This is a genomic window from Saccharothrix carnea, assembly GCF_003014735.1.
Taxonomy (GTDB): Bacteria; Actinomycetota; Actinomycetes; order Mycobacteriales; family Pseudonocardiaceae; genus Actinosynnema; species Actinosynnema carneum.
Genome location: NZ_PYAX01000003.1, coordinates 350,200 through 362,231, shown reverse-complemented (window position 1 = coordinate 362,231; position 12,032 = coordinate 350,200). Strand labels below are relative to the sequence as shown.

Below are 12,032 nucleotides of genomic sequence, written 5' to 3'. Positions count from 1 at the left end.
CCGGGGTGATGGGCGGTTCCGCCGGCTTGCTGGTGTTGGCCGTGGTGCTGGTGTTGTCGGCCGGCGCGTTCGCGGGCGTCGACGCGGCGCTGGGCACGGTGTCGCGGGCCCGGGTCGAGGCGTTGCAGCGGCAGGGCCGGGCGGGCGCGGGGCAGTTGATCCAGCTGCTGGCCGACCGGCCGCGGCACGTGAACCTGCTGCTGTTGCTGCGCCTGGGCTGCGAGCTGGCGGCGACGGTGCTGGTGACCGTGGTGTGCCTGGGGCGCATCGCCACCGATTGGGTGGCGATGCTGGTCGCCGGGCTGAGCATGCTCGTGGTGTCGTACGTGCTGGTCGGCGTGGGTCCGCGCACGATCGGCAGGCAGCACCCGTACGCGGTGAGCCTGCTGGCGGCGGGCCCGATCCGGGTGCTCGGCCGCGTGCTGGGCCCGTTGAGCAAGCTGCTGATCCTGGTCGGCAACGCGATCACGCCGGGCAAGGGTTTCCGCGAGGGGCCGTTCTCGTCCGAGGTGGAGCTGCGCGAGCTGGTGGACATGGCGCAGGAACGCGGCGTCGTGGACGAGGGCGAGCGGGAGATGATCCACTCGGTCTTCGAGCTGGGCGACACGATCGCGCGTGAGGTGATGGTGCCGCGCACCGAGATCGTGTGGATCGAGCAGACGAAGTCGATCCGGCAGGCGCTGGCCCTGTCGCTGCGCACCGGGTACACGCGGGTGCCGGTGATCGGGGAGAGCGTGGACGACATCGTCGGCGTGGTGAACCTCAAGGACCTGGTGCGGCTGACGTTGTCCGAGGAGCCGAACGGCACGTCGGTGGCGGACGTGATGAAGCCGGCGTCGTTCATCCCGGACTCGAAGCCGATCGCGGACCTGCTGCGGGAGATGCAGCTGTCGCGCAACCACCTGGCGGTCGTGGTGGACGAGTACGGCGGCACGGCGGGCCTGCTGACGATCGAGGACATCCTGGAGGAGATCGTCGGCGAGATCACCGACGAGTCCGACACCGACGACCGGCCGCCGGTGGAACACCTGGACGACGGTTCGGTGCGGGTCAGCGCGCGGTTGCCGGTGGACGACCTGGACGCGTTGTTCGGCACGGAGCTGGACGACCACGAGGTGGAGACGGTCGGCGGCCTGCTGGCGCAGCGCCTGGGGCGCGTGCCGCTGCCGGGTACGGAAGCCGAGATCGCGGGCCTGCGGATGCGGGCCGAGGGCGGCAAGGACGAACGCGGGCGGATGCGCATCACGACGGTGCTGGTGCGCCCGGTGAACAACGGCGACGACAGCGAGGGGACCACCGGTGAGTGACCTCGACCCCGAGGACCAGAAGATCGTGACGCTGGCGCGTTCGGCGCGGGCCCGCACGGGTGCGGCGGAGGGTGCGGCGGTGCGCGACACCGATGGCCGGACCTACACGGCGACGACGGTCGCGTTGCCGTCGCTGAAGCTCACCGCCCTGCAGGCTGCCGTGGCCGCGGCCGTGTCGAGCGGCGCCGAGGGCTTGGAGGCGGCGGCCGTGGTCACCGCCTCGGCCGAGGTGGACGCCGACTCGGTGGCGGCGGTGCGCGACCTGACCGCCGGCGCGCCGGTGCTGCGCGCCGACGCGTCCGGCGCCGTGCAGGAGACCGTGTAAGGGCTAGAGCAGCACGCCCGCGCGGCCGAGGTCGTGGTTGAAGTACGCGGAGAGGGTCGACGCGGACGCCCGGTAGACGATGGCCTGGGAAGCGGGGTCGAGCACCAGGTAGTCACCGTCGTACCCGGCGACGGTGAGGAAGTGCGGGACGTTGCGGCCCGACCACGGCAGGCTGACCATGTTGCCCGCCATGATCGCCGGACGGCCGTTGCGGACGTGGGTGAGCACGCGGTTCAGGTCGTTGAAGACGACGGTCGCGTTCACGCCGTTGGCGGCGAGCGCGCGCTTGACGTCGGACTCGTTCGTGCCGAACTTGTTCGGGTCGTTCCACGACGGGTCGTAGCCCATGTCGGCACGGGCGCGGTTGATCGCGTCGATCGGGCGGCTCGCGTTCCACGACCTCGGCGTCTTCCCGGCGGCGAGCAGGGCGGACACCACGCTGGCCGGTCCGCAGTCCTCGCCCTGGTTGGGCTGCCCGTGGAACTGGGACACCGGCACCAGCCGCCCGGTCGAGGTGCCGCAGTCGGGCACGCCGGGGATGCGGTAGTCGTAGCCGGTGGCCAGGTAGGCGTCGGCGAGGTAGCCGCGCAACGCGGGCACGTAGTCCCACAGGTCGCTGGTGAACCCCCGCGTGTTGGTCACCGACTGGCCGCGCACCTGGCACGAGATGTCGACCCGCTGCCCGTCCCACACCAGCCCGAGCGACGAACTGGCCGTGGTCGGCGCGGACCGGACGTTGAGCCCGTCGCCATCGGTGTTGCCGACCGTCGCGGTCGCCGCCGACGCCACGCCCGCACCTCCGACCAGGGCGGACGCCACCAGCACGGGCAGGAGCAGGGAGCGGAGCAATGGTTTCACGGGGTGCCTCCAGGTGGTTACCGGCCAGTCACGACCAGTGAGAGCCACCCGTGCCACCAAAGGTTCCGCACCGGACACGCCGACTTCGTGGTCGCGTACGGCCGGTTGCGGGCACCGGGACGCGGCCAACGCTCGAAAGCGCCGGAAGAGGGCTGGCGCGGCGCGGCCGGCGGGTGCGGGGACAATGGGTGGATGGATGGTTACCGCTCCGGGTTCGCGTGCTTCGTCGGCCGCCCCAACGCAGGCAAGTCGACGTTGACCAACGCGCTGGTCGGGACCAAGGTCGCGATCACGTCGAGCAAGCCGCAGACCACCCGGCACACGATCCGGGGCATCGTGCACCGCGAGGACGGCCAGCTGGTCCTCGTGGACACCCCCGGTCTGCACCGGCCGCGCACGCTGCTCGGCCAGCGCCTCAACGACCTGGTGCGCGAGACGTGGTCCGAGGTGGACGTGGTCGGGTTCTGCGTGCCCGCCGACCAGAAGGTCGGCCCCGGCGACAAGTTCATCGCCGCCGAGCTGGAGAAGATCGCCAAGCGCACCCCGGTCATCGGCATCGTCACCAAGACCGACCTGGTCGGCCAGCAGCAGGTCGCCGAGCAGTTGCTGGCCCTGCAGAAGGTGATGGACTTCGCCGACCTGATCCCGGTGTCCGCGGTGGACGGCTACCAGGTCGACGCCCTCGCCGACCTGGTGCTGGGCAAGCTGCCCGAGGGTCCGCCGCTGTACCCGGACGGCGAGCTGACCGACGAGCCCGAGCTGACCCTGGTCGCCGAGCTGATCCGGGAGGCCGCGCTGGAGGGCGTGCGCGACGAGCTGCCGCACTCGATCGCCGTCGTGGTCGAGGAGATGCTGCCCCGCGAGGGCCGGGACGACCTGGTGGACATCCACGCCAACGTGTTCGTGGAGCGGCCGAGCCAGAAGGCGATCATCCTGGGCCACCGCGGCGAACGCCTCAAGCAGGTCGGCATCACCTCGCGCAGGCACATCGAGAAGCTGCTCGGCACCCGCGTCTACCTCGACCTGCACATCAAGATCGCCAAGGACTGGCAGCGCGACCCGAAGCAGTTGCGCAGACTGGGGTTCTAGTGGCGAACCTCTACCGGGACACGGGCGTGGTCCTGCGGGTGCAGAAGCTCGGCGAGGCCGACCGGATCATCACGCTGCTCACCCAGAAGCACGGCAAGGTGCGCGCGGTGGCCAAGGGCGTGCGCCGCACGTCGTCCCGGTTCGGTGCCCGGCTGGAGCCGTTCGGGCACGTCGACGTGCAGTTCTACCCCGGCCGGTCGCTGGACGTGATCACGCAGGTGGAGACGCTGGACGCGTTCGGCGTGGTGCTGGTGGACGACTACCAGCGCTACACGGCGGGGTGCGCGGTGCTGGAGACCGCCGACCGGCTCACCTCCGAGGAGGGCGAACCGGTCCTGCGGCTGTACCTGCTGGTCACGGGCGCGTTGCGGGCGCTGGCGGCGAAGGAGCGGGACGCCTCGCTCATCCTCGACGCGTTCCTGATGCGCGCGATGGCGTTCGCGGGCTGGGCGCCGGCGGTCGACGAGTGCGCGCGCTGCGCCGACCCCGGCCCGCACAGGGCGTTCAACGTGCACGCGGGCGGCTTGGTGTGCGCGCGGTGCCGTCCGCCGGGCAGTGCCACGCCGTCCGTGGACACGTTGCGCCTGCTCGCCGCGCTCCTGCACGGCCGGTGGGACGTGGTGGACGGCATCCCGACCGGTGCGCGCCGTGACGCGAGCGGCCTGGTCGCGGCGCACCTGCAGTGGCACCTGGAGCGGCAGTTGCGGTCGCTGCCGTTGGTCGAGCGCAAGGCGCAACCGGCCGACGGTTAGAGTCGCTCGCCGCACGAGAACCCCACCCTGGAGAGGACAGCCATGCTCCGCCGAAGGCGGGTTGAGCGCGTCCAGCGCGTTCCCCGACCCCCGGAACCGCACCCCACCGGCGCGACGCCCCCGGTGCTGCCCGCCGACCTCGTGCCCAGGCACATCGCGATCGTGATGGACGGCAACGGCCGCTGGGCCAACCAGCGCGGCCTGTCCCGCATCGAGGGGCACAAGCGCGGCGAGGCCGTCGTGGTCGAGGCGGCCAAGGGCGCCATCGAGATGGGCGTGAAGTGGCTGTCGCTGTACGCGTTCTCCACCGAGAACTGGCGGCGCAGCCCGGAGGAGGTCCGGTTCCTCATGGGCTTCAGCCGTGACGTGATCCACCACCGCACCGACGAGCTGGACGAACTCGGTGTGCGGGTGCGGTGGGCGGGCCGCCGGCCCAGGCTGTGGCGCAGCGTCATCAAGGAGCTCGAAGTCGCCGAGGAGCGCACGAAGGACAACGACGTGCTGAACCTGGCGATGTGCATCAACTACGGCGGGCGGGCCGAGATCGGTGACGCGGCCCGCGAGGTCGCCCGGCTGGTCGCCGCCGGCAAGATCAACCCGGACAAGGTCGACGAACGCACCCTCGCCAAGTACCTGTACCAGCCCGAGATGCCGGACGTGGACCTGTTCATCCGGCCGTCCGGCGAGCAGCGCACCTCGAACTTCCTGCTCTGGCAGTCGGCGTACGCGGAGCTGGTGTTCCAGGACATCCTGTGGCCCGACTTCGACCGGCTGGACCTGTGGCGCGCGTGCGAGGCGTACGCCATGCGCGACCGGCGCTTCGGCGGCGCCGTGGACAAGCCCGACGTGGAGGATTCTTAAGTGACCGACCAGGACGCCAAGGTGACCGCGGAACTGCTCACCGCGGCCCGTGAGGCGTTGGAGATGTTCCACGACGTCCACGTCGACGACGACGGCGCGCTGAGCTTCCAGCACGCCGAGGTGCCGTGCGCGGTGCAGGCGATGCGGCTGGCCGAGGGCCTGACCGTGCTCAGCCTGACCTGCGTGGTGGCGTGGGACCTGCCCGACGACCGCGACCTCGCCGTGTCCGCGGCGGAACGCGCCGGTCAGGGCCTGTTCGGCACGCTCGGCGTGGTGCACACCGAGCGTGGGATGGACGTGACGTTGCGCTACGCGTTCCCGGCCGAAGGGCTGAAGCCGGAGCCGTTGAGCACGCTGCTGATGTTGGTCGTGTCCACTGCCTCGCAGCTGCGCAACGAGCTGCTGGCCGGAACCGGGAGTGCCTGATGGCCGGTGTGATCGTGTACGAGCCCGACGACGACACGGATGTCGAGGGCCTGCCGTGGGCCGTCACGTTCGAGGCGTCGGCGGGGGAGGAGTGGGCCTCGTTCGTGTGCGGGCCGTACGACCGTGACGACGCGGTGAAGCTGGCCGAGGAGGTGCTCGCCGCGAGCCGCGGCGTGACCGCCGTCGTCGAGCCGCTGCTGCCGGTGACGGAGGCGGCGGACGTGCTGGCGACGATCGCCGAACTGCGTGACGAGGAAGAGCCGGCGGAGTAGCGACGGCCCGGAATTGTCAGACCCGGCCGGCAGAATAAAAGCAGGGGTCCCCCTGGCGAGGACGCCTGCGTGAGCGTTGGCGGGCGGAGGTGTGCCGGTCCTCCGCCCGCGCCAGGGCGTGCCGTCCGGTCGGGTGAGCGCCGACTATGGTGGGGCGATGGGGTCGGTCAGGCAGGTGCAGGTCACCTTCGACTGCGCGGAACCGCGGCGGGTCGCCCGGTTCTGGTGCGAAGTGCTCGGCTACACGTTGGTGCCGCCGCCGGACGGGTTCGCCACCTGGGACGACTACGACCGCTCGGTGCCGCCGGGGAAGCAGGGGGCGTGGGCGGCGTGCGTCGATCCGACCGGTGTGGGACCGCGGCTGTACTTCCAGCGCGTGCCCGAGGGCAAGGTCGTCAAGAACCGGGTGCACCTCGACGTCCGCGTCGGGACCGGGCTCGTCGGTGACGAGAGGCTGGCCGTGCTGCACGCCGAGTGCGAGCGGCTGGTCGCGCTCGGCGCGACGCAGGTGCAGGTGCTGCTCGCCGACGAAGAGGACGAGTCGATCATCGTGATGCAGGACGTCGAGGGCAACGAGTTCTGCCTCGACTGACCCGCCGCTAAGGCTCGCCGACGAACGTGAACAGCCGTACGCCCGTCGCCAGTGGCCGGGGTCGGCCCAGGTAGCGGTGGGCGCCGACGCCGTAGCCCGCGTCCGGGGCCGACAGCCACAGGCGCTCGAAGCCGCGTTCCTCGAACCACTCGCAGATCGCGGGCACGAGGTCCGGGGCGTCGCGGTGGCGGGTCCAGATCACGGTGCCGCCGGTCCGGCACAACGCGGCGCAGTGGTCGACGGTCCGCTCGATGTCCTCGTCGGTGATGTTGCCGAACACGCCGCAGACCAGCACGAGGTCCGCCGGCGCCAGGTCCGCGTAGTGGTCGGTGAGCGCGGCGTCGGCCGTCAGCACCTCCACCCCGTCGAGACCGGCCGCCCGTGCCGACGCCTCGGCGATCGCCGCGTTGCGCGGGTCCAACTCCACCAGGCGCGCTCGGACGTCGTGACGCCTCGGGTGGTCGGCGAGCACTTCCAACAGGTCACGGCCCTGGCCGGCGCACAGGCTGAGCACCCGCAGCGGCCCCGGCGGGCTGTCCTCCACCGCCGCCCGGACCCGCGCCCGCACGGCGCGCAGCCGCAGCGCGAGCACCGAGTCGGGACGGTCGTAATCGGCGTGCCACCCGTGCCAGTCCACGGCACCAACCTACCGCCGGTGACGATCACGTGACCGGGCGCTGAAGACCCGCCGGAGGTCGGTGATCCGCGGGCGGTGGTTCTGGCATCATCTCGGAAGTGACAATCACTGGCGAGATCCGCGGATCGCGCCCGCGTCGCCCGCCGCCGCGCTGGAAGATCACTTCGCTGGAAGTGCTCTGCGCGCTGCTCGTGCTGGCGCTGGTGCTGCAGGACTGGCTGGTCGGCGTGCTCGACGTACCGGTGCTGCGCACGGCGTCCACGGTGTTCGTCGCGGTGTGCGTGCAAGCGCTGCCGTTCCTCGTGCTCGGTGTCCTGATCAGCGGTGCGATCGCCGCGTTCATCCCGGCCACCGTGCTGCGCCGGGCGTTGCCGAAGAAGACCGCGCTGGCCGTGCCCGTCGCCGGTGTCGCGGGCGTGGCCCTGCCCGGCTGCGAGTGCGCGTCCGTGCCCGTCTCCCGCCGCCTGATGCAGCAGGGCGTGGCACCGGCCGTGGCGCTGACGTTCCTGCTCGCGGCGCCCGCGGTGAACCCGATCGTGCTGGTGTCGACGGCCGTGGCGTTCCCGAAAGCGCCGGAGATGGTGCCCGCGCGGTTCGTGGGCGCGCTGCTCACCGCCGTCGTCATGGGCTGGCTGTGGACGCGGTTCGGCAAGGCCGAGTGGATCGCCGAACGCGCGTTGCGCCGCCTGCCGGACCACGACGGCACGTCCCGCTGGGCGGTGTTCGCCGAGACCGCGCGGCACGACCTGGTCGACGCGGGCGGGTTCCTGGTGCTCGGCGGCGTGTTCGCGGCGGCGTTCAACGTCCTCGTGCCGCAGGCCTGGCTGGAGACGTTGGGCGGCCAGCTCGTCCTCGCCGTGGTGGTGCTGTCGCTGCTGGCGGTGGTGCTGGCGCTGTGCAGCGAGGCGGACGCGTTCGTCGCGGCGTCCATGTCGATGCTGCCGCTGCTGCCCCGCCTGGTGTTCCTGGTGGTCGGCCCGGCGGTCGACGTCAAGCTCATCGCGCTGCAGGCGGGCGCGTTCGGCAAGTCCTTCGCGGCGCGCTTCGCGCCGGCCACGTTCGTGGTGGCGATCGCGTCGGCCCTGGTGGCCGGAGCGGTGTTCGACATCGACCACGAGGTGTGACGACCCATGAGGCGTGAAACCCAGAACATCCTGCTCGTCCTGCTCGGCGGTGCGCTGCTGAAGCTCGCGCTGACCGGCACCTACCTGCGGTACGTCAAGGAGTCGCTGCAGCCGTGGCTGGTGGCGACCGGTGGCGTCATGGTGGTGCTGGCGCTGGTGTCGATCGTGCGTGACATCCGCGGCGGCAAGGAGCAGCCCGACGCGCACGAGCACGGCGGGCACGAGCACGGCACGTCCCGCAGCCCGTGGATGCTGCTGCTGCCGGTGTTCGCGGTGTTCCTGATCAGCCCGCCCGCGCTGGGCGCGGACACGGTCAACCGGTCCGACCGCAACGCCGCCCAGGAGGCCAAGGCGTCGAGCGGCTTCGCGCCACTGCCGTCCGACGCCGTCGTGCCGCTCACCATCACCGAGTTCGTCACCCGCACGGCGTGGGACGACTCCGGCTCGCTGGACGACCGCACGGTCAAGCTCACCGGGTTCGTGGTGCGCAAGGACGCCGACGTGTTCATCGCCCGGCTGACCATCTCGTGCTGCGCCGCGGACGCCTCGCCGGTGAAGGCGAAGATGGTGGGTCAGGACTTCGCCGCGCTGCCGACCGACCAGTGGGTCGAGGCCACCGGCCGGGTGGTGCCCGGTTCGGCGACCAAGGAGAGCGCGTTCGTGCCGACGTTCACCGTGTCGCAGGTCGTGCCGATCGCGGCGCCCGAGGACACCTACGAAGGCTGAGTCGCGGTCAGGGGCGCTACCCCTTCGCCGCGCACTCGTGACACGTGCCGAAGATCTCCACGGTGTGGCTGACCTCGACGAACCCGTTCTCCGCCGCGACCCGGTCGGCCCACTTCTCCACCGCCGGACCCTCGACCTCCACCGTGCGGCCGCAGCCCCGGCACACCAGGTGGTGATGGTGGTGCTGGGAGCAGCGGCGGTAGATCGCCTCGCCCGAGTCGGTGCGCAGCACGTCCACCTCGCCGGCGTCGGCCAGCGACTGCAGCGTGCGGTAGACCGTGGTCAGGCCGATGCCCTCGCCGCGTTTGCGCAGCTCCTCGTGCAGCTCCTGGGCAGAGCGGAACTCGCCGAGCGAGTCGAGCAGCTTGGACACGGCGGTGCGCTGCTTGGTGGAACGCAGCCCGGGCACCGCGGTGGTCGGACGCTCGCTAGTGGTCACATCTCCTCCGTCCGGGGGGTCCGGTCGGTCTGGTTGATACCACGCGGCGGCCCCTCGTCCACATGGGTCACCGCGTCGACCACGATGTGGGCGAGGTGCTCGTCGACGAGCCGGTAGACGACTTCACGGCCGTGCCGCTCGCCGTGCACCACGCCCGCGGCCTTGAGCACCCTCAGGTGCTGGCTGATCAACGGCTGGGCCACGCCCAGCGCCTCGACCAGCTCGTGCACGCACCGGTCGGCCTCGCGCAGCTGCAGCACGATCGCGATCCGCACCGGCGCGGCGAGCGCGCGCAACAACTCACCGGCCGCGGACAGCGTCCTGGTGGGCTGCCGCGGCGCCGGCGGGGGTACACGGCGTTCCGGGGAGTGCACGTGTTCGCCCCGCACTCCGACCGTCACGGTGCCTCCCACGTGGTATGGATTTTCACCACCGATACTACGGCGCTAGAGCACGGACACCGTGATGAGCACCAGGACGGCCAGCACGAGCAGTCTCAGCAGGCGTGCGCTCGGGGTGAGCAGGGGCCAGGTCGTGGCGAGCAGTGCCGCCACGGCGAGGGCCAGGAGGCCCAGCAGCAGCGCGCCCACCGTGCCCTGGATCACCACGCCGAGCACGAACAACGCCAAGACCAGCAGGAACGCCGCCGGCGCGGGCACCCGCGAGAGCGGTCCGGTACCGGGGATCAGGGTCCGCTTCGAGTCACCAGCCACCGTGGCATCCTTGCACCGTGCTGCTCGTGTGCCGCTTCACCGTGGCGGAAACCGGCGTCGACGCGTTCACCGAGCGTGTCGACCGGGCGTTGACCCTGCTCACCGCCCAGGCCGGTTGTCGGCGTGCCCAGCTGTCCCGGTCGACGGACGAGGCCGACCGCTTCGTGCTGACCGCCGAGTTCGACTCCGTGGTGGCGTACCGGCGGGCGATGTCGCCGTTCGAGGTGCGTGAACACGTCATCCCCCTGCTGTCCGAGGCGAACACCGACGAGCCCTCCGCCTACGAACCGCTGCTGGTGGCCGCGGAGGGCGAGGTGCGCCGCGAGGTGAGCCTGCTCGCGCACGACGCGGGCACGGTCCGCCTCGGCGAGGCCGCGGGACCGACCACGCCTCGCTGAACACCCGCTGCCCGGACGGCGTGCGCGCACCCGGTCGCCCGATGGGGACCGGACGGCTAGGACTACCCTGGCAAGCCCGTTTCCGTCCCTTTCTGCATCTCCCGATGGAGTGTCCGTGGCAGCCGATCGCATCGAGACCGTCGTCAGCCTGTGCAAGCGTCGCGGGTTCGTCTACCCGTGCGGCGAGATCTACGGCGGCACCAGGTCGGCCTGGGACTACGGCCCTCTCGGTGTCGAGCTGAAGGACAACATCAAGCGCCAGTGGTGGAACTTCATGGTGCGCGGCCGCGAGGACGTGGTCGGCCTGGACTCGTCGGTGATCCTGCCGCGCGAGGTGTGGGTGGCGTCCGGGCACGTCGACGCGTTCGTCGACCCGCTGATCGAGTGCAACTCGTGCCACAAGAGGTTCCGGCAGGACACGCTGGTCGAGGAGTACGCCGAGCGCACCGGCAAGCAGGTCGCCGAGGGCGACGTGTCCGACGTGCCGTGCCCGAACTGCGGCACCCGCGGCCAGTACACCGAGCCCAAGATGTTCAACGGCCTGCTCAAGACGCACCTCGGCCCGGTCGAGACCGACGAGGGCCTGCACTACCTGCGCCCGGAGACCGCGCAGGGCATCTTCACGAACTTCCTGAACGTGCAGACCACCTCACGTCGCAAGCCGCCGTTCGGCATCGGCCAGATCGGCAAGAGCTTCCGCAACGAGATCACGCCGGGCAACTTCATCTTCCGCACCCGCGAGTTCGAGCAGATGGAGATGGAGTTCTTCGTCGAGCCGGGCACGGACGAGGAATGGCACCAGTACTGGATCGACGAGCGCACGCGCTGGTACAACGAGCTGGGCATTTCCAAGGAGAACCTGCGGCACTACGAGCACCCCAAGGAAAAGCTGTCGCACTACTCGAAGCGCACCGTCGACATCGAGTACCGGTTCCAGTTCGGCGGCCAGGAGTGGGGTGAGCTGGAAGGCATCGCCAACCGCACCGACTTCGACCTCACCACCCACTCGAACCACTCGGGCGTCGACCTGTCGTACTTCGACCAGGCCACCAACTCGCGCTACCGGCCGTTCGTGATCGAGCCCGCCGCGGGCGTCGGCCGGCCGATGATGGCGTTCCTGCTGGAGGCCTACACCGAGGACGAGGCGCCGAACGCCAAGGGCGGCGTGGACACGCGCGTCGTGCTCCGCCTGGACCGCAGGCTGGCGCCGGTGAAGGCGGCCGTGCTGCCGCTGTCGCGCAACGCCGACCTGTCCCCGAAGGCGAAGGACCTGGCCAACGCCCTGCGCAAGCACTGGAACATCGAGTTCGACGACGCGGGCGCCATCGGCCGCCGCTACCGCAGGCAGGACGAGATCGGCACCCCGTTCTGCGTCACGGTCGACTTCGACACCCTCACCGACCACGCCGTGACGGTCCGGGAACGCGACACCATGTCGCAGGAGCGGGTGTCGATGGACCAGCTGGAGGGCTACCTCGCCGCGCGCCTGATCGGCGCCTGACCCGATCCTGAG

At 71.1% G+C, this 12,032-nt stretch carries 17 protein-coding genes; 12 read left to right on the top strand and 5 right to left on the bottom strand.

What is annotated here, in order from left to right:
- The first annotated feature begins 8 nt into the window (after window positions 1-8).
- Window positions 9-1,307 carry a hemolysin family protein gene (locus B0I31_RS09975; protein ID WP_106615041.1) on the top strand — a complete coding sequence of 433 codons (1,299 nt, stop codon included), beginning with the start codon at window positions 9-11 and terminating at the stop codon, window positions 1,305-1,307.
- Window positions 1,300-1,632: a cytidine deaminase gene (locus B0I31_RS09970; protein ID WP_106615040.1), complete on the top strand. Its 333-nt coding sequence runs from the start codon at window positions 1,300-1,302 to the stop codon at window positions 1,630-1,632. The genes B0I31_RS09975 and B0I31_RS09970 overlap by 8 nt, the downstream gene beginning before the upstream one ends.
- A gap of 3 nt (window positions 1,633-1,635) precedes the next feature.
- Here B0I31_RS09970 and B0I31_RS09965 read toward each other — a convergent pair whose 3' ends face one another.
- Window positions 1,636-2,490, bottom strand: coding sequence for a C39 family peptidase (locus B0I31_RS09965; RefSeq protein WP_181320078.1), 855 nt, complete (start codon window positions 2,488-2,490; stop codon window positions 1,636-1,638).
- 192 nt (window positions 2,491-2,682) lie between these two features.
- Between B0I31_RS09965 and era the strand changes: the two genes are divergently transcribed.
- The 6 genes from era (at window position 2,683) to B0I31_RS09935 (ending at window position 6,482) form a co-directional block, all read left to right on the top strand.
- A complete protein-coding gene (gene era, locus B0I31_RS09960; RefSeq protein WP_106615039.1) occupies window positions 2,683-3,579 on the top strand; it encodes a GTPase Era in 897 nt (298 codons plus the stop codon).
- Window positions 3,579-4,331 carry a DNA repair protein RecO gene (gene recO, locus B0I31_RS09955; protein WP_106615038.1) on the top strand — a complete coding sequence of 251 codons (753 nt, stop codon included), beginning with the start codon at window positions 3,579-3,581 and terminating at the stop codon, window positions 4,329-4,331. Before era ends, recO begins: the two co-directional genes overlap by 1 nt.
- Before the next feature lie 42 nt (window positions 4,332-4,373).
- Window positions 4,374-5,192, top strand: a complete 819-nt coding sequence (locus B0I31_RS09950; RefSeq protein ID WP_106615037.1) for an isoprenyl transferase — start codon at window positions 4,374-4,376, stop codon at window positions 5,190-5,192.
- Window positions 5,193-5,618 (top strand): YbjN domain-containing protein, encoded by a 426-nt coding sequence (locus tag B0I31_RS09945; protein ID WP_281262283.1) that lies wholly within the window; start codon window positions 5,193-5,195, stop codon window positions 5,616-5,618. It begins immediately after the preceding gene.
- Window positions 5,618-5,890, top strand: a complete 273-nt coding sequence (locus B0I31_RS09940) for a hypothetical protein (protein WP_106615036.1) — start codon at window positions 5,618-5,620, stop codon at window positions 5,888-5,890. Before B0I31_RS09945 ends, B0I31_RS09940 begins: the two co-directional genes overlap by 1 nt.
- 157 nt (window positions 5,891-6,047) lie before the next feature.
- Entirely contained in the window at window positions 6,048-6,482 is a 435-nt protein-coding gene (locus tag B0I31_RS09935; RefSeq protein ID WP_106615035.1) for a VOC family protein, read from the top strand.
- A 7-nt stretch (window positions 6,483-6,489) separates the two neighbouring features.
- Here B0I31_RS09935 and B0I31_RS09930 read toward each other — a convergent pair whose 3' ends face one another.
- Entirely contained in the window at window positions 6,490-7,119 is a 630-nt protein-coding gene (locus B0I31_RS09930) for a class I SAM-dependent methyltransferase (protein WP_106615034.1), read from the bottom strand.
- Between the two features lie 98 nt (window positions 7,120-7,217).
- On the opposite strand from B0I31_RS09930, the gene B0I31_RS09925 reads away from it, so the two are divergent.
- Both B0I31_RS09925 and B0I31_RS09920 read left to right on the top strand, forming a co-directional pair.
- On the top strand, window positions 7,218-8,243 hold the full coding sequence (locus tag B0I31_RS09925; RefSeq protein WP_106615033.1) for a permease: 1,026 nt from the start codon (window positions 7,218-7,220) through the stop codon (window positions 8,241-8,243).
- Between the two features lie 6 nt (window positions 8,244-8,249).
- The gene (locus tag B0I31_RS09920) at window positions 8,250-8,969 is read left to right on the top strand and encodes a TIGR03943 family putative permease subunit (RefSeq protein WP_106615032.1); all 720 of its coding nucleotides are present in this window, start codon (window positions 8,250-8,252) and stop codon (window positions 8,967-8,969) included.
- A 16-nt stretch (window positions 8,970-8,985) separates the two neighbouring features.
- Here the strand turns inward: B0I31_RS09920 and B0I31_RS09915 are convergent, their stop codons facing one another.
- From B0I31_RS09915 to B0I31_RS09905, 3 genes are read right to left on the bottom strand one after another with little or no spacing between them, the layout of a single operon-like run.
- Complete coding sequence (locus tag B0I31_RS09915; RefSeq protein ID WP_106615031.1) at window positions 8,986-9,408, bottom strand: Fur family transcriptional regulator; 423 nt, start codon at window positions 9,406-9,408, stop codon at window positions 8,986-8,988.
- Entirely contained in the window at window positions 9,405-9,809 is a 405-nt protein-coding gene (locus B0I31_RS09910; protein WP_053722748.1) for an ArsR/SmtB family transcription factor, read from the bottom strand. Before B0I31_RS09910 ends, B0I31_RS09915 begins: the two co-directional genes overlap by 4 nt.
- Window positions 9,810-9,854: 45 nt before the next feature.
- Window positions 9,855-10,121: a DUF6703 family protein gene (locus B0I31_RS09905; protein WP_245949783.1), complete on the bottom strand. Its 267-nt coding sequence runs from the start codon at window positions 10,119-10,121 to the stop codon at window positions 9,855-9,857.
- 17 nt (window positions 10,122-10,138) lie between these two features.
- On the opposite strand from B0I31_RS09905, the gene B0I31_RS09900 reads away from it, so the two are divergent.
- Window positions 10,139-10,519 (top strand): antibiotic biosynthesis monooxygenase family protein, encoded by a 381-nt coding sequence (locus tag B0I31_RS09900; RefSeq protein WP_106615030.1) that lies wholly within the window; start codon window positions 10,139-10,141, stop codon window positions 10,517-10,519.
- A gap of 115 nt (window positions 10,520-10,634) precedes the next feature.
- Window positions 10,635-12,020 (top strand): glycine--tRNA ligase, encoded by a 1,386-nt coding sequence (locus B0I31_RS09895; protein WP_106615029.1) that lies wholly within the window; start codon window positions 10,635-10,637, stop codon window positions 12,018-12,020.
- Window positions 12,021-12,032: the final 12 nt, after the last annotated feature.

Coding starts and splice junctions, on each gene's coding strand:
- era (WP_106615039.1), top strand. CDS start 2,683: ATGGATGGTTACCGCTCCGGGTTCGCGTGCTTCGTCGGCCGCCCCAAC.
- B0I31_RS09940 (WP_106615036.1), top strand. CDS start 5,618: ATGGCCGGTGTGATCGTGTACGAGCCCGACGACGACACGGATGTCGAG.
- B0I31_RS09975 (WP_106615041.1), top strand. CDS start 9: ATGGGCGGTTCCGCCGGCTTGCTGGTGTTGGCCGTGGTGCTGGTGTTG.
- B0I31_RS09950 (WP_106615037.1), top strand. CDS start 4,374: ATGCTCCGCCGAAGGCGGGTTGAGCGCGTCCAGCGCGTTCCCCGACCC.
- B0I31_RS09935 (WP_106615035.1), top strand. CDS start 6,048: ATGGGGTCGGTCAGGCAGGTGCAGGTCACCTTCGACTGCGCGGAACCG.
- B0I31_RS09920 (WP_106615032.1), top strand. CDS start 8,250: ATGAGGCGTGAAACCCAGAACATCCTGCTCGTCCTGCTCGGCGGTGCG.